The organism is Azotobacter chroococcum (assembly GCF_002220155.1).
In the GTDB taxonomy this organism is placed as follows: Bacteria; Pseudomonadota; Gammaproteobacteria; order Pseudomonadales; family Pseudomonadaceae; genus Azotobacter; species Azotobacter chroococcum.
Genome location: NZ_CP011835.1, coordinates 3,353,148 through 3,376,344 on the forward strand (window position 1 = coordinate 3,353,148; position 23,197 = coordinate 3,376,344).

Consider the following 23,197-nt stretch of genomic DNA (forward strand, 5'->3'; position numbering starts at 1 on the left):
CCTTGAACAGGGCGGCCCGTCCCCAGCGCCGGACGGCCTGCCGCCTGCGCTCACCAGGAAAGCCCCATGAACGACGCCCTGAATCTGCTGCAACCCTATCCCTTCGAGAAGCTCCGCGCGCTGCTCGCCGGCGTGCAGCCGCCGGCCAAGAAGGCCATCGCCCTGTCCATCGGCGAGCCCAAGCACCGCTCGCCGAGCTTCGTCGCCGAGGCCCTGAGCGCCAGCCTCGAACAGCTGTCGGTCTACCCCACCACCCTCGGCCTGCCGGCGCTGCGCGAGGCCGTCGCCCAGTGGTGCGAGCGGCGCTTCCGGGTGCCGGCCGGCTGGCTGGACCCGGCGCGCCACGTGCTGCCGGTCAACGGCACCCGCGAGGCGCTGTTCGCCTTCACCCAAACCGTGGTGAACCGCGAGGCCGACGGCCTGGTGGTCAGCCCCAATCCCTTCTACCAGATCTACGAAGGCGCAGCCCTGCTCGCCGGCGCCACCCCGCACTACCTGCCGTGCCTTCCGGAGAACGGCTTCAATCCCGACTTCGGCGCGGTGCCGGCCGAGGTCTGGCAGCGCTGCCAGCTGCTGTTCCTCTGCTCGCCGGGCAACCCGACCGGCGCCCTGGTGCCGCTGGAAACGCTGAAGAAGCTGATCGCCCTGGCCGACGAGCACGACTTCGTGATCGCCGCCGACGAGTGCTACAGCGAGCTGTACTTCGACGAGCAGAACCCGCCGCCCGGCCTGCTCACCGCCTGCGCCGAGCTGGGGCGCAGCGATTTCCGCCGCTGCGTGGTGTTCCACAGCCTGTCCAAGCGTTCCAACCTGCCGGGCCTGCGTTCGGGCTTCGTCGCCGGCGACGCCGAGATCCTCAAGAGCTTCCTGCTCTACCGCACCTACCACGGCTGCGCCATGCCGGTACCGACCCAGCTGGCCAGCATCGCCGCCTGGAACGACGAGGTCCACGTGCGCGCCAACCGCGTGCTGTACCGCGAGAAGTTCGATGCGGTGCTCGGCCTCCTGCAGCCGGTGCTCGACGTGCAGCGCCCGGATGGCAGCTTCTACCTGTGGCCGCGCACCCCAGTGGACGACCAGAGCTTCACCCGCGAGCTGTTCGCCCGCGAGCACGTGACCGTGGTGCCGGGCAGCTACCTGTCGCGCAGCGTGGGCGGCCTCAACCCCGGCGCCAACCGCGTGCGCATGGCCCTGGTCGCGCCGCTGGCCGAATGCGTGGAAGCCGCCGAGCGCATCCGCGACTTCGTCCGCGCCGGCTGAACCCTGCAGGCGGAGCGCACCCGGCGCTCCGCCCTCCCCTCAGCCGCGCTGCAGCCGCGCCTCGCTGATGTCCAGCTCGCGCAGGATCTCGCCGAGCAGGTCGTCGTCGACCTGATTGCGATGACGCAGGCGGTACAGCTCCAGACGCTGGGAGCGCAGCGCCTGCAAACGCAGGCGCTGCTCCAGCGCATCCATCTGGCGCAGCCGCGCCCGCCCCTCCCCGGAGTCCTCGCGCTCCAGCTGCTGACGGTACTCGGCCATGATCTTGGCCTTGACCTCGGTCGCCAAGGCCATGCCCTCGGGACTCAGGCCGGGCTCGTCGCTCTGCGCTTCCAGGGCGCGGATCGCCGCCTCGACGGTCTTCGCCCGGTTGCGCCGCAGTTCCTGCTCGCGCGCTTCCTGGTTGTCCGCCGGCAGGCCGCGCAGCAGCAGCGGCAGACCGAGGGTGGCGACCAGGAGCGACAGCAGGATCACCCCGGCGGCGATGAAGATCAGCAGGTCGCGCTGCGGAAAGGCCTCGCCATTGCCCAGCAGCAACGGCAACGACAGCACGCCGGCCAGGGTCACCGCGCCGCGCACCCCGCTCAGGGTGAGCAGCGCCGCCAGGCGCAGCGAGGACTGCCCGGCGAAGCCGCTGGGCAGGCCGCGCCAGCGGCGCAGCGCGCCGGACACCAGCCAGTAGAGCCAGGTCCAGACGAAGCGCAGGAGGATCAGCGCCAGGTACACCTGGCCCACGTAGAGCGCCAGCTGTCCGGCGCTGGTCCAGAACAGCTCACCCTTCTCGATCGAAGCCTTGACGATGTCCGGCAATTGCAGGCCGAGCAGCAGGAAGATCAGCCCGTTGAAGGTGAACTCCAGCAGCGCCCAGACGCTGCGGTTGAGCAGCCGCGTGGTGGTCTGCCGCGGCAGCAGGTCGAGGCGGCTCTGCATCATGCCCGCCGCCACCGCCGAGAGAATCCCGGAGACGCCCAGGTGCTCGGCCGCCACATAGGCGGCGAAGGGCAGCAGCAGCATGAACATCACGTGTGGCGCCGGCTCCTCCCAGCCGAGGCCGATCATCCAGGCGCGAAAGCGCCCCAGCGCATAGCTCAGCGCGACCCCGACCGCCAGCCCGCCGATCGCCACCAGGACGAACTCCAGGCCGGCCTCGGCGGGCGAGAAGGCCCCGGTCAGTGCGGCGGCCACGGCGAACTTGAAGGCCACCAGACCGGAGGCGTCGTTCATCAGCGCCTCGCCCTGGAGGATGTTCATCAACGTGCGCGGCAGGCGGCCATGGACGATCGCCGAAACCGCCACGGCGTCGGTGGGCGACAGCACCGCCGCCAGGGCGAAGGCCGCCGCCAGGGGAACCTGCGGCAGGAGCAGATGGATCAGCCAGCCGGCGCCGAGCACGGTGAACAGCACCAGGCCGAAGGCCAGCAGCAGGATCGGCGTGCGCAGCCGCCAGAACTGGCCCTTGGGCATTGGGCATCCGCCAGCCGTCGACGAACAGCAGGGGCGGAATGAACAGCAGCAGGAACAGCTCGGGATCGAGCCGCACGTGCAGGCCCAGTGCCGGCATCGCCAGCAGCGCGCCGATGGCGATCTGGATGAGCGGCAGCGGAATGGGGACGAACTGCGCAGTGATGCGCGTGCCGCCGACGACCAGCAGCATGATCAGGATGGTGTAGAGAAGTTGCATGCACGGGAAGAAGCAGCCAGGGGAGCCCCCAGTCTACTCCCCCAAGCGAAGCGGCGAGACCTTTCGATGGTCGAGGTGAAAACCTTTGCGACTCAGCGACGGGCACCTGCCGCAGGACACTGCCGAGCGCCAGCATGTGCTGCTGCTTGATGCTGACCGCGTGACGTTTCATTGTCTGCCACTCGTCCTGCCAGCCCTCCAGATCGGCATCTTCCAACTGACGCGCCTGACGGAACTGGCGGGTGAAGTGGGCACGGTTGCCGGTGGCCAGCAGCGCTTCATCCAGCTCTGGCAGCAGCAGGGCGGCGGCGATGGCCAGGCCGGCCGGATCATAGTCGGGAAAGACAATTACCCGCGTGGAGGGCGGCAGCCCCTCCAGCAACTGGCGGGCACCCCGGGCCAGGCCGCGATGACCGCGGTAGACGATCAGGCTGCCGGCCAGTTCGGGCGGTGCCGGATAGTCCTCCCAGTCGTCGAAACTGTCGAGGTTTCCGATCAGCACCACGTTGGCGATGGCGGCGCTGTCCAGGCGTTCCAGCGCCACGCGCAGGCTGAGGCCGGGGGCAAGGGGCGGGAGCGGTGCCGGCAAGGTGCCCTTGACCAGCACGAAGTCGTCGTCGGGGCGACGGCGGGCGATCTTCTCGTCGACGGCACGGGCGGCGACTTCGCGGCGACTGCCGTCCGGCACGCCCTCCAGCGGGTCGAAGCCCCATTCATCCCGCGCCATGCGCTGCAGCAGCCGGCACGTTTCGGCGTCGAAGTGCAGCCATCTGCCCGCGGGGCGGCCCAGCTCGAAGTGGGCGTGGAGCTGCTGCCAGGTGCGGTTGAGCTCCACCCTGTCCAGACGCTCGCGCAGCAGCCGGTGCACGGCGTTGTGGTGGCTGCGGGTCAGGCTAGTGCAGTTTCAACCAACATCCTGTTCAAGTGGCGGGAGCTGTTCACAACCGTAATAGGTGCAGACTCGCTCCATCACCTCAGCGCTGGTCAGCGGGCGTTCGGGTTCATGGATCGCCCGCTTGCCATGCACCCAGCGGGGCTCGATCCGGTTCAGCCAGGGGCTCTTGCTCGGCAGGCGGCAGGTTACGATCCGTACGCCACCCTCGGCCCTGGCCCGGCGGTTGTGCGCCCCGATCCAGGCCCGCACCCGGTGGCTGATATGCCAGCTGGCGTTGTCCCAGATCATCAGCAGCGCCTTCTTCCCCTCGCTCGCCAGGCGCTCGCAGACCCACTCCAGGAAGTCCTCGGTCACCTGGCTGACCGGGCGGCCCTTGACGAAACGCAGCAGCATCTGCCCCGTGTCGGCGCGCAGCAGGCCATAGCAGCTCAGCGCCTTGGGTCCGGCATCCTGCGGATCCACCGACAACTGCTGCAGGCGCAGGGCCTGACCCGCGCTCCAGGCCTTCAGGGATGGGCGCGCAAAACGACTCCACCAGACCTCGTCCTGAAAACCCAGCACCCAGTCCGGGTGCGTTGTGGCCAGTTCGATCAGCCAGTCGCGTCGCTTTTTTTGCGCGCATAGTGGGGATCCGGGCTGGTAATCCAGGTCTTGGCCCGCTTCCAGCCCACGCCCAGGCGTATCAGCGTCTGGCGGATCGACTCATAGCTCAGTTGCCGTTCGGTCAGCCCCTGCTCGAAGGCCACCTCGGCGGCCAGGCTCAAGGTCCACAAGCGGGTGGGCTTGCCGAAATCGCGGGGGCTGCGGTGCAGCAAAGAGCGCAAGCGCTCGGCCTGCGTGCCCGCAAGCAAGGGACGGACACGTTTGGGCCGATGCGACTTCTCCGTCAGGCAAGACACCCCCTCGGCGGCAAAGGCCCGCAGGGTGTTGCGTACGGTTTGCGTGGCGCAGCCGAACAGAGCGGCAATTTCCGTGGCGGTCTTGCCGTCAGCGCTGGCCAGCAGGATCTGGCAGCGCCGCAGCGTGAAGGCTTCCCGGGCACGCAAGCCAACCTGCAGGGCCTGCCGTTCCTCGGTAGTCAAAGGGCGAACGAATAGAGGTGCTTTCATGGGGCATAGCATCGCCTGATGCCATAATTTCCACAACTTCATCTATGAAACTGCACTAGGGGCTGTTGACGTTTCGAGCCAGAGGCGTTGATGAAGAAGAGCAAACCCGCAGAATTCAGGGCCCAGCCAGATAACCTCGCGAGTTTGCAATGCCCCGATTGATGCTCAGTGACGAACTCTGGTCGAAGCTGGAAAACGTTCTGCTTCAGCAAGCCATTTACCACAAGCCGGATCTGCGCATGACGGTCGAGGGGATGCTCTACCGGATGCGCGCTGGCTGTCCCTGGAGAGACCTGCCCAGCGCCTTCGGGCGTTGGAGCTCGGTCTACAAGCGCTTCAATGCGTGGTCGGCGGCCGGCAAGTGGCTCAAGGTTTTTCAGGCGCTGATCGAGGAGCCCGATCTCGAGTGGGCCTTCATCGATGGCACCTACGTGAAGGCCCATCAGCACAGTAGCGGTGCCGCCAGCGATCAGTCCGAGGCCATCGGCAAAAGCCGGGCAGGAAACACCAGCAAGATCCACCTGGCCGTCGATGCGCATGGCTTGCCGGTGGCTTTCGAGATCACCGGGGGCAACGTCAACGACTGCACTTCGGCCCCCGAGTTGATTGCGCAGTTGCCGTCTGCCGAGGCGATCGTGGCCGACAAGGGCCATGACAGCGAGCGCATTCGCGAACAGATCGAGGCGCAGGGCGCCCGGGCGGTCATTCCCCGAAAGCGCAACTCGCTCAAGGGCAATGGCGATCTGGACCGGGGGCTGTATCGCTACCGGCATCTGGTCGAGAACGCCTTTGCGCGGCTGAAACATTACCGCGCCGTGGCGTTCCGCTACGACAAGCTGAAGCGAAATTACGAGAGCATGGTAGCCATGGCCTGTGGGTTTCTATGGCTCCCCATGTGAAACGTCAACAGCCCCTAGCCACAGTGAGATATCCCGCACGATGAAGTTGCCGCTGAACACCGGATGCGCCTCGCCGTCAGGGTCGAGCTGGAAGCAGGCACGCTGCTCGTCGGGCAGCGCCTCGTAGCCGCCGATCACCTGGTAAAGCCAGGTCTCCGGGTCCCAGGGCAGCGCGCGCGCGTGCCACCAGGTCAGCGCCGATACCGGCTTGCCGCTCACGATCACCTCGCAGAGGTACTCCTGCACGGCAAGCTGGATCGGGCTGGGCTGCACCTCGAAGCTTTCCACCGCGTCGAGCACCAGCTCGCCGGCCTCAGCCAGCGGGGCGCTCGCGCGCTCCTCGCGCTGGGCGCGGATCTGCGCGGCGAGGGCGAGCAGTTCGGCCTCCTGGCTGCTGTCGTGGATGTTCACCGCCGCCGGGGCGATCAGCGGCTCGGCGAGGTTGAGCAGCTGCGGCATCTGCGGCAGCGCGGTGTGGCTGCCGGGACGATAGTCGGGCTGCTGCTCGGCATGCAGCAGCCAGCCGCGCAGCAGGCGGGTGCGCCCCTGGATCTTGCGGAAGCGGCCGAGCAGCTCGAGCAGGCGGCCCTGCACCACGCCCAGCTCCTGGCAGCAGCTGCTGACGTTGCGCTGCAGGCCGGTGACCAGCAGGCGGCGCAGCTCGCGCAGCTCGCCAGCGGTTTCCGCCAGCTCACTGAAGTCGATCAGCTCGAGGCCGGCGAGCAGCTCGCTGACCTGGGACTGGGCCAGCTCGTTCTCGCGGATCTTGGCGGCGAGGCTGCCGACGTAGCCGAACTCGTTGTTGATTCGGCTCCACAGCACTCGGACGCTGTGGCCGAGGCCCTCGCTGAAGCTGTAGACGTGCTCCTTGAGGTCCACCAGATAGGCGTCCGCCGCGGCGTAGTCGCCCTGGTGGCGGGCCTCCTTGTAATGGGCGGCGAGGGTCTTGACGGTGGCCAGGGCGGAGCCGGTGTTGGCGTCGATCTGCCGGTTGTGGTCGTCGCGCAGGGCCTCCTCCAGCAGCGCGCGCACCGCCCGGCGCAGGTGCAGGTCGGCGCCGGGCTCGGGCCGGTAGAGGATGCCGTCCTTGACCAGGCGCTCCTCGACCGCCGGCTCCAGCGCCTGGTCCGGCACCGAGCCGGACAGGTAGGCGTCCATGATCGGCTCGGCGTGGCGGCCCAGCTGGCGCAGGAAGCGCACTCCGGCCTGGTGCAGGTTGCCGCTCACAGCAGGCTCCCCTGGCTGGCGAACTCGGCGCGCTCCTCGAGCGCCAGGCCCTCGGCCTCGTCGATGAAGCGGATCACCTCATAGAGGTAGTCCAGCTTGCCGGTGCCGAGGTAGATCTGCTTCTCCGGGTTGGGGCGCAGCAGGTAGCCGAGTTCGCAGAGCTTCTTGAACACCTGCTTGATCTGCGCGTCCACGCTCGAGCTGGTGGAGCCGAACAGTCGGTAGTGGCTGATGCGCGCCAGCTGCTCGCGGAACGCCGGGGTGTCCTCGACGATGCTCAGCAGCTCGTTGAGGCGGATCGGACTGCCCTCGGTGAGCGGCGCGTCCTGGGCGCCGGCCTCCTGGACCAGCAGCAGCCACTCGACCAGCGGGGTGAGGCCGTTACACACGTCGCGGAACTGCTGGCCGACCACGCGCCGTTCGCTCTCGCCGAGCTGGCGATAGGCGCAGTAGAACACCTCGGCCTCGGCGCCGCCGCCAACCGTGGCCACGCTGCGGTTGAGGGTGGCCAGGTAGTCGTCGACCTGCTCGCGGTTGGCCGGATTCTTCAGGAAGCGCCAAGCTTCCTCATCGCTGGTGCGGCAGATGAAGGCGCCCTGCAGCAGGCGCTCGATGACCTTGCCCTTGTTCGACAGCATCAGACGCTCTCCTCGCTCAGGCGGGCTTTCAGACGCTCACCGATCACGTCCAGGCGGGGCTTGACCACCTGCAGCCGGCGGGTCTGCTTGTTGACGATGTAGCGGTTCTTGAACAGCGCCAGCACCTCGGAATCCGGGTTGGGGAAGGCGCCGAGGATGCGGATGGCGTTGCTGGCGCAGGCGTCGAAGATCTTCTTCACGTTGCTGTGGTGCAGGGTACCCAGCTCGTCGATCGGCCAGTGGATAGTGGTCGGCGACGGGCCACGCAGCAGGCGGGTGAAGGCCAGCAGGAACTTGCAGAGGATCAGGTAGGCCATGCCATGGCTGGAGGACTCGTTGAGCTGGCGGTCGGTGCGGATCACCAGGTCGCTGTTGCCCTCGCGCAGGCGCAGCTCGATCTCCAGCAGCCCGGCGATGCCGCCGGAAAGCGCCGAGCGGCCGAGCACCTCGAGGGCGCGGCGCATGCTGCCGGTGTACTCCTCGCCGGGCAGTTCGCTGAAGCCGCTGTCCTCCCATTCCCGGTAGGCGGTCACGAAGGCGCGCAGCTCCGGCCAGAACTCCAGTTCGGTGATCCGCGAGCGGATGGTCACCGCCGAGTTGGACACGCCGTCGAGGAACAGCTCCTCGCCGACCTCGCGGGTGATGCGTGCACTCTGGCTGGCGATGCGCCGGTCGATGTCGGCCAGCACGGCGAAGTAGTCGAACAGGTCCTTGCCGAAGATGCGCCCCTGCTCGCGCAGCGCGGTGATGCTCTGCGGCACCAGCTCGTTGAGCAGCTGGGCCAGCGCCGGCACCAGGCGGCGGTAGTCGAGGCTCGGCACGCCGCGCTCGCTGGCCAGGGTGCACTCCTCGCGGCTGCGTTCCCAGGTCTCGGTCAGGCTGGAGCCGGACTTGCCGGCGATCAGGCTGTCGAAGCGCTCGACGTGCTGGCGGATGGCGCCGAGCAGGTTCTCGCGGCCCTGCAACAGCTCCTGGCCGAGGCGCAGGCGTTCGTCCAGCTCGCCGGCGGGCGTCTGGCCGTCGCGCGGCAGCTTGAGTTCGCCCAGGCGCTTGATCAGGGTCTTGAGGCCGTCCAGCTGCTCGCCGACCTGGCCCTGGGCCTGCAGGGCCTGACGACGCTGCTGCTCGAGGCCTTCGCGGGTGGTCCTGAAGGTCTGGGTCGCGGTGTCCAGGCGCAGCTTGAGGTCGGTGGCCTCGCGCTTGCGCTCCACCAGATCCTCCTGCAGCTGCGGCTTGCGCTTGAGCCAGGTGACCGCGTACCACTCCTCGTAGCGGTGCACCTCGGCGCGGCGCGCCTCGGTGTCGCGGATGCGCTGCTCGCGCTCGCGGATGCCGCTCTTCAGCTGGATCAGTTGCGCCTCGTCGACGCCGCGCGACTTCAGCTCGTTGCGGTACCACTGCTCGCAGGCGGCCAGCTCGGCCTTGCCCTGGGCGCGCTGTTCCTCCATCTGGCCGCGCAGCTGGGCCAGGCGCTGCTCCAGATCGCCGATCACCTGCTGCCAGTGCGCGCTGGTGTCCAGGCGCGCCTCGCGGTGCTGGCTGTCCAGCTCCTCCAAGAGGCTCGCGTGCTCCAGCTTGAGCTGGGCGAGGGCGGCATCGAGGCCGGCGAGCTGCTTGCGCGCGGCCTGTCGGCGCTCGGCGAGCGCGGCGTCGAGGCGTTCCTTGAGCGCGACGCGCTCTTCCTTGAGGCGCTGGCGGTTGTCCTTGCAGGTCTGCAGGGCGGTGCGCGCCACCACCAGGCGGGTGTTCAGCTCCTCCAGCGCGGCGCTGTGCCCTCCCAACTGGCTCTCCACCTGCTCCTGCTGGTTGCGGGCATCCTGCAGGTTGTCGCTGGCCAGCTGCACGCGGTAGCGCAGCTCGGCCTCGCCGGCGGCGTGCTCCGGGGTGGCCAGCGCGGCGAGGTCGAGCTGCACGCCATACAGGCTGTCGGCTGGCGCTTCGCTCAGCGTCGGCTTGAGATCGCTGCGCTGCAGCAGGCTCGGCTCGATGACCTTGCCGAGGCTTTGCTCCCAGCCCGGCTGCTCGCGGCGCAGGAACTCCAGCAGGCTGTGCTGGCCGGGGTAGAGCAGGCGCTCGGCGGCGTCCAGCTCGCGCTGGCGTTCGACGACCCGGCGGCTGGCCTGGGCGAGCTGCTGGGCGGCCTCCTCGCGCTGGCGCAGCAGCAGGCGTTCCTGTCGGGACAGATCCTCCAGCTGCTGGGCGGCGGCGTCGCGCTGCTCGTCCGCCCCCTCCAGGCGGCGATCGAAGATCTCCAGGCTGAGCGCCTCCTCTTCGCTGTAGGCGAAGCTGTCAATCAGCTGCTCCTGGCGGCTCTTATCCAGTTCGAGGGCATGGCGGCGCTCGCGGCTGGCGCTTTCCGCTTCCTGGCGGCGATTGGCGAAGGAGCGGTCGAGTTGGGCCAGGGCGTCGTGCTTCTGCTGGTTGCGCTCAGCCAGTTCGTCGCGCACCCGGCCTTCCTGCTCGTGCAGGCGGTCGAGGGCTTCCTGCTGGCGCTCCTGGACGATCTGCTTGCGCTCAAGGTAGGCGTTCTGCACGTCGGCGTGCTGCTCGGTGAGCAGGTGCAGGCGCTCCTTGTGGTTGTCCAGTTCCAGCCGCCAGCCGTCGAGCTTCTCCAGATCGGCCTTGGCCTGGTCGATGTCGGCCTCCAGGTAGCCCTGGTACTGCTCCTCGATGTGCTCGAGCTGGGTTTCCGCGCTCTCGATGCGCCCCTGCACCTGGGACAGTTCGAGGCTCAGGGCGTCGCGCTCGTCCTTCCAGTTGTCCTCCAGCAGCTTGAGCTCGAACCCGGTCTGCTCGAGGCTCAGGCGCAACTGCTCCTGGCGGGCGAACAGCAGCGTCTGGTCGGTCTGGAAGGCCTGCAGCAGGCCGGACAGGCGCGTCTCGCAGCCCTGCAGCTCCTCGAAGTCGTGCTCCAGGCGGGCGAACTCCGGGCGCAGGGCGGCGAAGCCCTGGATCAGCTGGCTGTCGCGGATCCAGTCCTCGACCTTCTGCGGGCTGAGACCGGTGGTCGGCGGCGCCACGCCGTCCTCCTCGAGGATCGTTGCGACCATCGACTTGACGGTCTCCATCTTGCCTTCGCGCGAGTGCACGGCGCGCACCAGCTTCTCGATGTGGCGCAGGCTGTGCTCGCCGGCGCACAGGGAGAACTGCCGGGCCAGCTGGCGCAGCTCGCTGCGCTGGCTGTCGGCGGCCAGCAGGCTGCGGTCGTTCTGGATGATGGCGCGGTACTGGCGGGTGTTCAGCTGGTTGCTGACGGTCACCCCGCTCTGCCGGAAGTGGCGGCCCAGCTCGGCCATGCTGCGGCAGACGACGCTGTCGCCCTGGCGGCTCCTGATGTAGTCGTCCAGCTCGAAGCCCTTGTGCGCCAGGCGGTAGTCGACGCCGCGGCCGTCGCTGCTGGCGGCGAGAATGGTCTGGCACAGCTCGCCGTCCATGCGCCGGTATTCGTAGACGATGAAGCTCTGCTCGGTCGGCAGGTACCAGCGCTCGAAGCTGTCGCGGGTGGCCGGCACCACGCGGCTCGGGTATTCGCCGTAGAACACCGGCACCAGCCGCTGCAGGGTGGTCTTGCCGGAGGCGTTGGTGCCGCAGATGTTGGTGTGGTCGTCGACGACCAGTTCCACCACGCCCTGGAGGTGGGTGTTGATCAGGATGATGCGGTTCAGGCTGGGCATGCGGGTCCTTCAGAGAAACGGTGGAGGCGGGTCGCGAACCGAAAGGGGGAGGAAGTGTAGCGTCTGAACGGGATTTGCGAAGCGGCCGGGCCTTCGCCCATGGCGCCGCCGGTTCGACACGGCCCCGAAACAATCCGTTCGGATTCAATCTGCCGCCGGCCGGGGTCCGGCGTGGCATAATTCCCGCCCTCTTTCCCGACCACACGATACCCAGATGACAGACGGAACCCCGGTCCTCTACGGCATCAAGGCCTGCGACACCATGAAGAGGGCCCGCACCTGGCTCGACGAGCAGGGCGTCGCCTACCGCTTCCACGACTACAAGAGCGCCGGCATCGACCGCGCGCACCTGGAGAAGTGGTGCACCGAACACGGCTGGCAGGTCGTGCTCAATCGCGCCGGCACCACCTTCCGCAAACTGGATGACACACAGAAGGCCGATCTTGATCAGGCCAGGGCCATCGAGCTGATGCTCGCCCAGCCCTCGATGATCAAGCGCCCGGTGCTCGACCTCGGCGCACGCAGCCTGGTCGGCTTCAAGCCGGACCTCTATTCCGCCGCGCTGGCCTGAGGCCGGCGCCTCCACGAATCAGCAACAAGGAACGCCCCATGTCCACTACCCTGTTCAGCCTGGCCTTCGGCGTCGGCACCCAGAACCGCCAGGGCGCCTGGCTGGAAGTCTTCTACGCGCTGCCGCTGCTCGCGCCGGCCGCCGAGCTGGTCGCCGCCGTCGCACCGATCCTCGGCTACGAGGGCGGCAACCAGGCGATCGCCATCGACACCGACCAGGCCGCCGAGCTGGCCAAGGCGCTGAAGAGCATCGACCCGGTCCAGTCGGCCCTGCTCACCCGCCTGGCCGAGGCCCAGAAGCCGCTGGTCGCCACCCTGCTGGCCGAGGACGCCGCCCTGACCTCCACCCCGGAGGCCTACCTCAAGCTGCACCTGCTCTCCCACCGGCTGGTCAGGCCGCACGGGCAGAACCTCGCAGGGATCTTCCCGCTGCTGCCCAACGTGGCCTGGACCAGCCACGGCGCCATCGATCTGGGCGAGCTGCCGGCCCGCCAGCTGGAAGCGCGCCTGAAGGGAGAGCTGCTGGAAGTCTTCTCGGTGGACAAGTTCCCGAAGATGACCGACTACGTGGTACCGAGCGGGGTGCGTATCGCCGACAGCGCACGCATCCGCCTGGGCGCCTACATCGGCGAGGGCACCACGGTGATGCACGAGGGCTTCGTCAACTTCAACGCCGGCACCGAAGGGCCGGGGATGATCGAAGGCCGCGTCTCGGCCGGGGTGTTCGTCGGCAAGGGCTCCGACCTCGGCGGCGGCTGCTCGACCATGGGCACCCTGTCCGGCGGCGGCAACATCGTGATCTCCGTGGGCGAAGGCTGCCTGATCGGCGCCAACGCCGGCATCGGCATCCCGCTGGGCGACCGCAACACCGTGGAGTCCGGCCTCTACGTCACCGCCGGCACCAAGGTCAACTTGCTCGACGGCAAGGACGCACTGGTCAAGGTGGTCAAGGCCCGCGAGCTGGCCGGCCAGCCGGACCTGCTGTTCCGCCGCAACTCGCTGACCGGCGCGGTGGAGTGCAAGACCCACAAGTCGGCGATCGAGCTGAACGAGGCGCTGCACGCCCACAACTGATCCGCAGCGCCCGAACCTAGGAGCCGGCTTGCTGGCGATGCGCCCGAACGGCTTGGATCGCGGGCAGGCTCGCTCCTACACTGGACTGCATCACTCCGACCAGGGATCGCCGGCGATCCTGCCGGCTTCCCCCACCATGACAGCAGCGCCGACCATGTCCCTTCCCTCTCTCTGGCGCGCCGACTTTCCGGCCTTCGCCGCCTTCGGCCGGGACTGCCAGACCTACCTGGACAGCGCCGCCACCGCGCAGAAGCCGCAGGCGGTGCTGGACGCCCTGCTCGGCTACTACGCCGGCGGCGCGGCCAACGTGCATCGCGCCCAGCACGCCCCCGGCGAGCGCGCCACCCTGGCCTTCGAGGGCGCGCGGGCGAAGGTCGCCGCCTGGCTGAACGCCGACAGCGCCAGCCAGATCGTCTTCACCCGCGGCGCCACCGAGTCCCTCAACCTGCTCGCCTACGGCCTCGAACACCTGTTCGCCGCAGGCGACCAGATCGCCGTCAGCGCCCTGGAGCACCACGCCAACCTGCTGCCCTGGCAGCAGCTGGCGCAGCGTCGCGGCCTTGAACTGCTGGTGCTGCCGCTGGATGCCGCCGGCGACATCGACCTGGAGCAGGCCGAGCGGCTGATCGGCCCGCGCACCCGGCTGCTCGCCGTCAGTCAGCTGTCCAACGTGCTCGGCCGCTGGCAGCCGCTCGAGGCGCTACTCGCCCTGGCCCGCGCCCGGGGCGCGCTGAGCGTGGTCGACGGCGCCCAGGGGGTGGTCCACGGCCGCCACGACCTGCAGGCGCTGGCCTGCGACTTCTACGTGTTCTCCGCGCACAAGCTCTACGGCCCGGACGGCCTCGGCGTGCTCTACGGCCGCCCGCAGGCCCTGGAGCGGCTGCGTCACTGGCAGTTCGGCGGCGAGATGGTCCAGCAGGCCGACTACCACGAGGCGCACTTCCGCCCGGCGCCGCTCGGCTTCGAGGCCGGCACCCCGGCGATCGGCGCGGCCATCGCCTTCGGCGCCGCCCTCGACTACCTCGAGGGGCTGGACGGCGAGGCGGTCGCCGCCCACGAGGCGGCCCTGCACACCCGCCTGCTCGCCGGGCTGCGCGCCTTCGACGGCCTGCGCCTGCTCGCCGAGCCGCACACCGCGCTGGCCAGCTTCGTGGTCGAGGGGGTGCACAATGCCGATCTGTCCCAGCTGCTCGCCGAACAGGGCGTCGCCGTGCGCGCCGGCCAGCACTGCGCCATGCCGCTGCTGCGCCGCCTCGGCCTGCCCGGCGCGCTGCGCGTGTCGCTGGGCCTGTACAGCGAGGGGGACGATCTCGAACGCTTCTTCGCCGCCCTCCACCACGCCCTGGCGCTGCTGCGATGAGCCTGCCCGCCGCCGCCCGCGAGGCCCTGGAAGCCTTCGCCCAGTGCCCCGGCTGGGAACAGCGCGCGCGCCTGCTGCTGCAGTGGGGCGAGCGCCTGGAGCCGCTGGGCGACACGGAACGCTGCGAGGCCCATCGGGTGCAGGGCTGCGAAAGCCAGGTCTGGCTGCTCGGCGAACGGCGGGACGGCCGCTGGCATTTCCGCGCCGGCAGCGACGCGCGCCTGCTGCGCGGCCTGCTGGCGGTGCTGCTGGCACGCGTCGAGGGGCTGACGGCGGAAGAGCTGCAGGCGGTGGACCTGGCCGACTGGTTCGCCCGCCTCGGCCTGTCCCGCCAGCTCTCGCCGTCGCGCAGCAACGGCCTGAACGCCGTGCTGCAGCGGATGCGCGAGCTGGCCGGCCAGGATAGGGCCTGTTGACACTACTTCACGAACCGCGTTGCTGCGCCAAATGGCGCCAGGCTAGTCGCGGGACGCAGGGAATGGCGTTCCCTTGCCAAGTCCCGCAACGACGCATGGCGCCATTTGCCGCGCAACCCGAAGGGACGGGCCTGTTTTTGCGCGATGTGTCGTTGCTCGAGGCTCATTTGGAACGACCAAACTTCGCGTCTCGCGCCTAGCCTCGCGCAAAAACGGGCTCCGTCGCGGCCGTGTAGTAGTGTCAACAGGCCCTATGGCTTCCGCTCAAGCCGGCCGGTCGCCTCCAGCCACTGGGCGGCGTCGCGCTCCAGCCACAGGCGCGCCGGCGCGGCGTCGCGCACCCGGGCGTCGAGGAAGGCCAGGCTGAGGCTCAGCAGGCTGGCCATCTGGCGCGGATCGACGCGCTCCTCCATGCCCTGGCCATGGCCCAGCCGGCCGCCCCCGCCGGGACCGCCACCCTTGCCGCCGGGACGACCACCGCGCCCGCCTCTCTCGCCGCCATCGCCTGCGGGGCCCCCGGCGCCAGGTCCAGCGCCTCCGCCGGGTCCTCCGCCGCCCTCCGGCCGACCACCCGCCGGACGTCCGCCTTCGCACCCGGCGCCCGGCCCCGGCATGGCCTCGAACGAACCGCTGAGCAGCCGGTGGCTGGCCTCGGCGGCGAGCAGCTGGTAGCTGCCGGACGCCTGCAGCCCCTGCCAGAGCCGCTGGCGGCGGCTCGGCGGCTCCACCCAGCCGAAGGGGTCTTCGTCGCGCGGCCCGGTGACCGCCAGCAGCGGCGTGCCGATACGCCCGAAGCGACTGTCTTCGCTCTCCTCGGCCACGTAGGGACTGAGCAGGATCGCCGCCTTCGGCCGCCAGCCGGCCGGCGCCGCCGCCCCGGCAGAACGCTCGCCGGCCAGGGCGGCGGCGGTCTGTGCGCCGAGATCGAAGCCGGCCACCGCCAGCGTCTGCCAGTCGACCCCGGCCAGGCTCGGCTCGCCGGCCTGCGCGCGGCTGCGCAGCTCCGCCAGCACCTGCTCGAGCACGTCGATGCGCGCCGCCAGGGCCTGGTCGGCGAAACTCTTCTGCGCCAGGGAGCGGAACACGCCGGCCTGCGCCTCGGGACGCGAATAGACTGCCCGTCCGTAGGGCTGCGGCTGCACCGAGAGCACCGCGTAGCCGGCCTCGGCCCAGGCCCGGCGCCACTGCGCGCCGGCCCGGCTGCCCTCGCCGAGCCCCGGCAGGTAGAGGATCAGCGGCGCGCCCTTGGCCTGCTCCGGCGCCAGCCAGCTGACCTCGACCGCCTGCCCGGCGACCTGCCATTCGGCGTCCCAGCCGCGCACCGGCAGGCGTGCAGGCGGCCGGTAGGCGCCCTCCAGGTGACGTTCGAAGCCTTCGCCGGGCGGCCCCGGCGGCTCGGGCCGCCCGGCGCAGGCGGCCAGTACGGCGCCGACGAGCAACGGCAGGGAAAGACGCAAGAGCCTGGATTTCGACATTCGCACGGTCTCCGGAAGACTTCGGAACGGCGGTCGATGGTGCCAGCCGGGGCGCAAGGGCTGGGTCAGGATTGGGTAAGCGTCGGGTAAAGAATCCCTCAGGCCTAACTCATCCGGTTCTTTTACAAGTTCTTTATCCGCCGCCCCGCCTTTTTTCGAACCTTTTGATACCGCCCTGCCTAGCATGACCGGTACCGATTGAGCGAATCCGCAAGGAGGATTCATGGACTTCGTGTACCTGGGCGCCATCGGCCTGCTCTTCGCGCTGATGGTGGGACTGGCGGTCGGCTGCGACCGCCTGGGAGGCCACAAATGAGCTGGCCCTACGTGCTCGGCGGCCTCGCCGCCGCCGGTCTGCTGATCTATCTGCTGGCCGCCCTGCTCAAGCCGGAGGACTTCTCATGAGCCTGCATGCCTGGCTGCTGCTCGGAGCCTTCCTGGCCATCCTGCTGCTGACGACAAGGCCCCTGGGTCTCTACATCGCACAGCTCATGGAGGGACGGCTGCGCTGGGCGCGGCCGCTGGAGAACGGCCTCTACCGCCTGTGCGGCGTGCGGCCCGACGAGGAAATGGGCTGGCTGCGCTATGCCCTGGCGCTGCTGCTGTTCAACGCCCTCGGCGTCCTCGCCGTCTACGGGCTGCAACGCCTGCAGGCCGTGCTGCCCCTGAATCCCCAGCAGATGCCTGCCGTCGCGGCGGATTCGGCGTTCAACACGGCGGTGAGCTTCGCCACCAACACCAACTGGCAGGGTTATGCCGGGGAGTCGAGCCTTGGCTACCTGGTGCAGATGCTCGGCCTGACGGTGCAGAACTTCCTCTCGGCGGCGACCGGCATCGTGGTGGTCATCGCCCTGATCCGCGGCCTCGCCCGCCACAGCGCCGCGACGCTCGGCAACGCCTGGGTGGACCTGAGCCGCGCCACGCTCTACCTGCTGCTGCCTCTTTCCCTGGCGATGGCGGTGTTTCTGGTCGGCCAGGGCGTCATCCAGAACCTCGACGCCTATCGTGAGGTGGCCACCCTCGAACCGGCCCGGTCCGGACCGCAGCTGCTGGCGATGGGGCCGGTGGCCTCCCAGGAGGCGATCAAGATGCTGGGCACCAACGGCGGCGGCTTCTTCAACGCCAACTCGGCCCACCCCTTCGAGAACCCCACGCCCCTGACCAACTTCGTGCAGATGCTGGCGATCTTCCTGATTCCCGCGGCCCTGTGCGTCACCTTCGGGCGCATGGTCGGCGATACCCGCCAGGGCTGGGCCATCCTGGCGGCGATGACCCTGCTGTTCGTGGTCGGAGCCTGCGCGGCGATGAGCTTCGAGCAGCAGGGCAATCCGCGCCTGGCCGCCCTCGGCGTGGATCAGGCGACCAGCGTCTGGCAGGCCGGCGGCAACATGGAGGGCAAGGAAACCCGCTTCGGCATCGCCGCCTCGGCGCTCTTTGCGACCATCACCACCGCCGCCTCCTGCGGCGCGGTGAACGCCATGCACGACTCCTTCACGCCGCTGGGCGGCCTGGTGCCGCTAGCCAACATGCAGCTCGGCGAGGTGGTGTTCGGCGGCGTCGGCAGCGGCCTCTACGGCATGCTGGTGTTCGCCATCCTCGCGGTGTTCATCGCCGGCCTGATGATCGGCCGCACCCCCGAGTACCTGGGCAAGAAGATCGAAACCCACGAGATGAAGATGAGCGCCATCGCCATCCTCGTCACGCCCCTGCTGGTGCTCCTCGGCACGGCCCTCGCGGTGAGCACCGAGGCCGGCCGGGCCGGCATCGCCAACCCCGGCACCCACGGCTTCTCGGAGATCCTCTACGCCCTCACCTCGGCGGGCAACAACAACGGCAGCGCCTTCGCCGGCCTGTCCGCCAACACTCCGTTCTACAACCTGCTGCAGGGGGTGGTCATGTGGTTCGGCCGCTTCGGCGTGATCGTGCCGGTACTGGCCATGGCCGGCTCCCTGGCCGCGAAGAAACGCATCGCCGCGACCACCGGAACCCTGCCCACCCATACCCCCCTGTTCGTGGCCCTGCTGATCGGCACCGTGCTGCTGTTCGGCCTGCTCAACTACGTGCCGGCCCTGGCCCTGGGCCCGGTCGTCGAACACCTGGTGCTGTGGCTGGAGGCCTGAAGGAAAACACCATGACCAAGAAGACCTTTACCCTCTACGACCCGGCCCTGCTGCTACCGGCCATGGGCGAGGCCCTGCGCAAGCTCCATCCGGCCGTGCAATGGCGCAACCCGGTGATGTTCGTGGTCTACGTCGGCAGCCTGTTCACCACCCTGCTCTGGCTGCAGGCCCTGACCGGCGAAGGCGAGGCGCCGGCCGGCTTCATCCTCGCGGTGACCTTGTGGCTGTGGTTCACCGTGCTTTTCGCCAACTTCGCCGAGGCGCTCGCCGAAGGCCGCAGCAAGGCCCAGGCGGCCTCCCTGCGCGGGATCAAGCAGGAAACCTGGGCCAGGAAGCTGCAGGAGCCGCGCTACGGCGCCGAGTGGCAGTCGGTGCGCGGCAGCGAGCTGCGCAAGGGCGACGTGGTGCTGGTCGAGGCCGGCGACCCGGCTGGCGCGCTGATCCCCGCCGACGGCGAGGTGATCGAGGGCGTGGCCTCGGTCGACGAGTCGGCGATCACCGGCGAATCGGCGCCGGTGATCCGCGAGTCGGGCGGCGACTTCTCGGCGGTCACCGGCGGCACGCGGGTGCTCTCCGACTGGCTCGTCGTGCGGGTCACCGTCAATCCGGGCGAGACCTTCGTCGACCGCATGATCGCCATGGTGGAGAGCGCCAGGCGCCAGAAGACCCCCAACGAGATCGCCCTGACCATCCTGCTGGTGGCCCTGACCATCGTCTTCCTCGGCGTCACCGTCACCCTGCTGCCCTTCTCGCTGTTCGCCGTGGACGCCACCGGCACCGGCAGCCCGGTGGGCATCACCGTGCTGGTCGCCCTGCTGGTGTGCCTGATCCCCACCACCATCGCCGGCCTGCTCTCGGCGATCGGCGTGGCCGGCATGAGCCGCATGCTGCAGGCCAACGTGATCGCCACCTCCGGCCGCGCGGTGGAGGCTGCCGGCGACGTGGACGTGCTGCTGATGGACAAGACCGGCACCATCACCCTCGGCAACCGCCAGGCCGCGGCCTTCCTGCCGGCGGAGGGGGTGCGCGAGGCGGAACTGGCCGACGCGGCGCAACTGGCCTCCCTCGCCGACGAGACGCCGGAAGGGCGCAGCATCGTCGTGCTCGCCAAGCAGCAGTACAACCTGCGGGAACGCAACATCCACGCCCTGGACGCCCACTTCATCCACTTTTCCGCGCAGACCCGCATGAGCGGCGTGGACCTGGGCGGCCGGCAGATCCGCAAGGGCTCCGCCGAGGCGATCCGCATGCACGTGGAAAGCCTCGGCGGCAGCCTGCCCCGCTCCGTGGCCATCCAGGTCGGCGAGGTTTCCCGGCGCGGCAGCACGCCGCTGGTGGTCGCCGAGGACAAGCGGGTGCTGGGGGTGATCGAGCTGAAGGACATCATCAAGGGCGGCATCAAGGAACGCTTCGCCGAACTGCGCCGGATGGGCATCAAGACGGTGATGGTGACCGGCGACAACCGGATCACCGCGGCCGCCATCGCCGCCGAGGCGGGGGTCGACGACTTCCTCGCCGAGGCCACGCCGGAGGCCAAGCTGGCGCTGATCCGCCAGTACCAGGCCGAAGGCCGCCTGGTGGCGATGACCGGCGACGGCACCAACGACGCCCCGGCGCTGGCCCAGGCCGACGTGGCGGTGGCGATGAACAGCGGCACCCAGGCCGCCAAGGAAGCCGGCAACATGGTGGACCTGGACTCCAACCCCACCAAGCTCATCGAGGTGGTCGAAACCGGCAAGCAAATGCTGATGACCCGCGGCTCGCTGACCACCTTCAGCATCGCCAACGACATCGCCAAGTACTTCGCGATCATCCCCGCGGCCTTCGTCGGCACCTACCCGCAGCTGGCCGCGCTGAACGTGATGGGCCTGTCCAGCCCGGCCTCGGCGATCCTCTCGGCGGTGATCTTCAACGCGCTGATCATCGTCTTCCTGATCCCCCTGGCCCTCAAGGGCGTGCCCTACCGGCCTCTCGGCGCGGCTGTCCTGCTCCGCCGCAACCTGGCCCTCTACGGCCTCGGCGGAATCCTGGTGCCCTTCCTCGGCATCAAGCTGATCGACCTGCTGCTGACCGCCAGCGGCCTTGCCTGATCCGGAGATCCCCCCATGAAAACCCTCGTTCGTCCCGCCGTCAGCCTGTTCCTGCTGCTCAGCGCCGCCACCGGCCTGGCCTATCCCCTGGCGGTGACCGGCATCGCCAGGGCCGTCTTTCCCGAACAGGCTGCCGGCAGCCTGATCCTCGAGGACGGCCAGGTGGTCGGCTCGGCACTGGTCGGCCAGCATTTCAGCGATCCGAAACACTTCTGGGGACGCCCCTCGGCGACCGCTCCCCAGCCCTACAACGCGGCCGCCTCGTCCGGCTCCAACCTGGGGCCGCTCAATCCGGCCCTGGTCGCGGCGGTCGAGACCCGCCTCGAGGCGCTGCGCGCCGCCGATCCGGGCAACGCCCGGGCGGTGCCGGTGGATCTGGTCACCGCTTCGGCCAGCGGCCTCGACCCGCACATCAGTCCGGCCGCGGCCCTCTGGCAGGTGCCCCGGGTGGCCCGCGCCCGAGGCCTGCCCGAAGCGCAGGTCAGGTCCCTCGTGGAAGGCCAGGCGGAGGGCCGCCAGTGGTGGCTGCTCGGCGAGCCGCGGGTGAACGTGCTGAAGCTCAATCTCGCGCTGGATGCCCTGGGGCAGTGATGCCCCCTTTTCGTGAGCCGAACCCATGACCATCAAGCATTACGCACTGACCACCCTGGCCAGCGCGAGCCTGACGCTCGCCGCCGACCAGCCCCAGGCGACGCCGCACAGCTTCACCGCCAACCTTGGGCTGTTCAGCGAATACCGCTTCCGCGGCATCGACCAGACCTTCGGCAGGCCTGCCCTGCAGGGTGGCTTCGACTACAGCCATGCCAGCGGCCTCTACGCCGGCAACTGGAACTCCAACATCAGCAGCGGCGCGGGCTATCCGGGCGGCCGCCTGGAAATGGACTTCTACGGCGGCTACAAGACCCGGCTCGGCGACGTCGCGCTGGATCTGGGGGCGATCTATTACTATTACCCCGGCACCCACCTCGACGACGCCTTCCAGGGCGTCAACGCCCGCCATCCCGACCGGAAAGCCAACGGCGTGGTCGACAACGGCGAACTCTACCTGGCCGGCAGCTGGCGCTTTCTCACGCTGAAGTATCACCATGCCTTCACCGATTATTTCCAGCTTCCCGGAACCCGCGGCACGGGCTACCTGGATCTTGCCGCCAGCCACGCGCTGGGCAACGGCCTGACCCTGACGGCCCATGTCGGACACCTTTTCATGCGCGACTTCTCCTACCGCAATGCCGACGGCTCCCGCTACGACGGCCGCTACACCGACTGGCGGCTGGGCCTGAGCAAGGAGCTTGCCGGCTGGGTCGTCGCCGCCTCCTATGTCGCCACCGATGCCCAGGGCAGCTGCGGCAACGGCGAGTTCTACTGCTTCAGCAGCAGCACCGACAGCGCAGGCCGCGCCAATGGCTCGCATGACCGGGACGCGGGGCGCAGCACCCTCGTCTTCTCGGTCGCCCGCAACTTCTGAAGGCCGGAGGACAAGCCATGCCAGTGTCCACCGATCCCGCCCTGCGCCGTCCCGATCCGGACGAGCTGCTGGCGAAGGTCCAGCAGGAGGAAGAGCGGGCCAGGCGGGGCCGCCTGAAGATCTTCTTCGGCGCCTCGGCCGGCGTGGGCAAGACCTTCGCCATGCTGGTCGCCGCCCGCCAGCAGCTCGTCCAGGGCGTGGACCTGGTCATCGGCGTGGTGGAAACCCACGGACGCCAAGAGACGGCCGTACTGGTCGAGGGGATCGAACAGATCGCGCTCAAGGAAATCCCCTACCGCGGCCGGATACTGCGGGAATTCGACCTCGACCGGGCGCTGGCCCGGCGGCCGGCGCTCATCCTGGTCGACGAGCTGGCCCACGCCAACGTCGCCGGCTCCCGCCATCCCAAGCGCTGGCAGGACGTGGAGGAGCTGCTCGCGGCCGGCATCGACGTGTACTCCACGGTGAACGTGCAGCACCTGGAGAGCCTCAACGACGTGGTCAGCGGGATCACCGGCATCCGCGTCTGGGAAACCGTGCCGGACCGGGTGTTCGACGAGGCGGACGAGGTGGTGCTGGTGGACCTACCGCCGGACGAGCTGCTGCAGCGCCTGCGGGAAGGCAAGGTGTACCTGCCCAACCAGGCCGAGCGGGCGATCCGCAACTTCTTCCGCAAGGGCAACCTGCTGGCCCTGCGCGAGCTGGCCCTGCGCCGCACCGCCGACCGGGTGGACGAGGACGTCCAGCAGTACCGCCGCGACCAACTGGTCACCCCGGTCTGGCAGACCCATGACGCCCTGCTGGTGTGCATCGGCGCCGGCGCCGGCAGCGAGAAGCTGGTGCGCAGCGCGGCGCGCATCGCCGGACGGCTGGAAACCTCCTGGCATGCGGTCCATGTGGAGACGCCCGATCTGCAACGGCTGCCCCCGGCCGACCGCGAACGCCCCCTGAAGACCCTGCGGCTGGCCCAGGAACTCGGCGCGCAGACCGCCACCCTGTCCGGAACCCGCGTGGAGGACGAGGCCGTCCGCTACGCACGGACCCACAACCTGTCGCGGCTCATGGTCGGACGCGACGACCCGCCGCTCTGGCGCTTCTGGCGGCGCTCGGTCGCCGACCGGATCGGCCGCCTCGCGGCGGACCTGGATGTGATTCAGGTGGCCCGGGCCGAGCGGGAAGCCCCCGGCAGGCGCGGCCCGCCAGGGAGCGGATCGCCCCCGCGAACTGGCCGGCCTATGCGCTGA

18 protein-coding genes and 2 pseudogenes are annotated in these 23,197 nt (G+C 69.4%); 12 read left to right on the plus strand and 8 right to left on the minus strand.

The features are described from left to right. Nucleotides 1-66 precede the first annotated feature (66 nt). The gene (dapC, locus tag ACG10_RS15570; protein ID WP_089168902.1) at nt 67-1,260 is read left to right on the plus strand and encodes a succinyldiaminopimelate transaminase; all 1,194 of its coding nucleotides are present in this window, start codon (nt 67-69) and stop codon (nt 1,258-1,260) included. Between the two features lie 39 nt (nt 1,261-1,299). Here dapC and ACG10_RS15575 read toward each other — a convergent pair. The 4 genes and pseudogenes from ACG10_RS15575 to ACG10_RS15590 form a co-directional block, all read right to left on the minus strand. After that, nucleotides 1,300-2,941 (minus strand): annotated as a pseudogene (locus ACG10_RS15575) (Na+/H+ antiporter). 169 nt (nt 2,942-3,110) lie between these two features. Next, nucleotides 3,111-3,668, minus strand: a pseudogene (locus ACG10_RS24985) (DUF7281 domain-containing protein); the annotation flags it as partial. Nucleotides 3,669-3,845: 177 nt separating this feature from the next. Further along, nucleotides 3,846-4,397 (minus strand): transposase, encoded by a 552-nt coding sequence (locus ACG10_RS15585; RefSeq protein WP_089168265.1) that lies wholly within the window; start codon nt 4,395-4,397, stop codon nt 3,846-3,848. A gap of 29 nt (nt 4,398-4,426) precedes the next feature. After that, nucleotides 4,427-4,945 carry a helix-turn-helix domain-containing protein gene (locus ACG10_RS15590; protein WP_089168266.1) on the minus strand — a complete coding sequence of 173 codons (519 nt, stop codon included), beginning with the start codon at nt 4,943-4,945 and terminating at the stop codon, nt 4,427-4,429. A gap of 149 nt (nt 4,946-5,094) precedes the next feature. Here ACG10_RS15590 and ACG10_RS15595 point away from each other — a divergent pair, with 149 nt between their 5' ends. Beyond that, a complete protein-coding gene (locus ACG10_RS15595) occupies nt 5,095-5,844 on the plus strand; it encodes an IS5 family transposase (RefSeq protein ID WP_089168903.1) in 750 nt (249 codons plus the stop codon). Here the strand turns inward: ACG10_RS15595 and ACG10_RS15600 are convergent. From ACG10_RS15600 to ACG10_RS15610, 3 genes are read right to left on the minus strand one after another with little or no spacing between them, the layout of a single operon-like run. Further along, nucleotides 5,827-7,071 carry a phosphoenolpyruvate carboxylase gene (locus ACG10_RS15600; RefSeq protein WP_089168904.1) on the minus strand — a complete coding sequence of 415 codons (1,245 nt, stop codon included), beginning with the start codon at nt 7,069-7,071 and terminating at the stop codon, nt 5,827-5,829. The two genes, ACG10_RS15595 and ACG10_RS15600, sit on opposite strands and share 18 nt — an antisense overlap. Continuing rightward, on the minus strand, nt 7,068-7,709 hold the full coding sequence (locus ACG10_RS15605) for a hypothetical protein (RefSeq protein ID WP_089168905.1): 642 nt from the start codon (nt 7,707-7,709) through the stop codon (nt 7,068-7,070). The genes ACG10_RS15600 and ACG10_RS15605 overlap by 4 nt, the downstream gene beginning before the upstream one ends. Continuing rightward, nucleotides 7,709-11,383: an ATP-binding protein gene (locus ACG10_RS15610; protein ID WP_089168906.1), complete on the minus strand. Its 3,675-nt coding sequence runs from the start codon at nt 11,381-11,383 to the stop codon at nt 7,709-7,711. The genes ACG10_RS15605 and ACG10_RS15610 overlap by 1 nt, the downstream gene beginning before the upstream one ends. 214 nt (nt 11,384-11,597) lie before the next feature. Between ACG10_RS15610 and ACG10_RS15615 the strand changes: the two genes are divergently transcribed. From ACG10_RS15615 to ACG10_RS15630, 4 genes are all read left to right on the plus strand, one after another. Further along, nucleotides 11,598-11,954 carry an ArsC family reductase gene (locus ACG10_RS15615; RefSeq protein ID WP_089168907.1) on the plus strand — a complete coding sequence of 119 codons (357 nt, stop codon included), beginning with the start codon at nt 11,598-11,600 and terminating at the stop codon, nt 11,952-11,954. Nucleotides 11,955-11,992: 38 nt separating this feature from the next. Beyond that, nucleotides 11,993-13,027 (plus strand): 2,3,4,5-tetrahydropyridine-2,6-dicarboxylate N-succinyltransferase, encoded by a 1,035-nt coding sequence (gene dapD / locus ACG10_RS15620; protein ID WP_089168908.1) that lies wholly within the window; start codon nt 11,993-11,995, stop codon nt 13,025-13,027. Nucleotides 13,028-13,181: 154 nt separating this feature from the next. Next, entirely contained in the window at nt 13,182-14,387 is a 1,206-nt protein-coding gene (locus ACG10_RS15625; protein WP_198318958.1) for an aminotransferase class V-fold PLP-dependent enzyme, read from the plus strand. Next, the gene (locus ACG10_RS15630; protein WP_089168909.1) at nt 14,384-14,803 is read left to right on the plus strand and encodes a SufE family protein; all 420 of its coding nucleotides are present in this window, start codon (nt 14,384-14,386) and stop codon (nt 14,801-14,803) included. The genes ACG10_RS15625 and ACG10_RS15630 overlap by 4 nt, the downstream gene beginning before the upstream one ends. 251 nt (nt 14,804-15,054) lie before the next feature. On the opposite strand, the gene ACG10_RS24770 is transcribed toward ACG10_RS15630, so the two are convergent. Continuing rightward, nucleotides 15,055-16,278, minus strand: a complete 1,224-nt coding sequence (locus ACG10_RS24770; protein ID WP_089168910.1) for an alpha/beta hydrolase — start codon at nt 16,276-16,278, stop codon at nt 15,055-15,057. A gap of 312 nt (nt 16,279-16,590) precedes the next feature. On the opposite strand from ACG10_RS24770, the gene kdpF reads away from it, so the two are divergent. Genes kdpF through ACG10_RS24510 form a run of 6 tightly spaced genes read left to right on the plus strand, consistent with a single transcriptional unit; the run spans nt 16,591 to nt 23,197 of the window. Next, on the plus strand, nt 16,591-16,683 hold the full coding sequence (kdpF, locus tag ACG10_RS15640; protein ID WP_082045373.1) for a K(+)-transporting ATPase subunit F: 93 nt from the start codon (nt 16,591-16,593) through the stop codon (nt 16,681-16,683). Then, complete coding sequence (gene kdpA, locus ACG10_RS15645; RefSeq protein ID WP_089168911.1) at nt 16,680-18,398, plus strand: potassium-transporting ATPase subunit KdpA; 1,719 nt, start codon at nt 16,680-16,682, stop codon at nt 18,396-18,398. The genes kdpF and kdpA overlap by 4 nt, the downstream gene beginning before the upstream one ends. 11 nt (nt 18,399-18,409) lie before the next feature. Further along, nucleotides 18,410-20,488, plus strand: a complete 2,079-nt coding sequence (kdpB, locus tag ACG10_RS15650) for a potassium-transporting ATPase subunit KdpB (protein WP_089168912.1) — start codon at nt 18,410-18,412, stop codon at nt 20,486-20,488. Between the two features lie 15 nt (nt 20,489-20,503). Then, nucleotides 20,504-21,079, plus strand: coding sequence for a potassium-transporting ATPase subunit KdpC (gene kdpC, locus ACG10_RS15655; RefSeq protein ID WP_089168913.1), 576 nt, complete (start codon nt 20,504-20,506; stop codon nt 21,077-21,079). Between the two features lie 25 nt (nt 21,080-21,104). Next, complete coding sequence (locus ACG10_RS15660; RefSeq protein WP_198318959.1) at nt 21,105-21,953, plus strand: TorF family putative porin; 849 nt, start codon at nt 21,105-21,107, stop codon at nt 21,951-21,953. Nucleotides 21,954-21,970: 17 nt separating this feature from the next. After that, nucleotides 21,971-23,197 carry a hypothetical protein gene (locus ACG10_RS24510; protein WP_232487123.1) on the plus strand — a complete coding sequence of 409 codons (1,227 nt, stop codon included), beginning with the start codon at nt 21,971-21,973 and terminating at the stop codon, nt 23,195-23,197.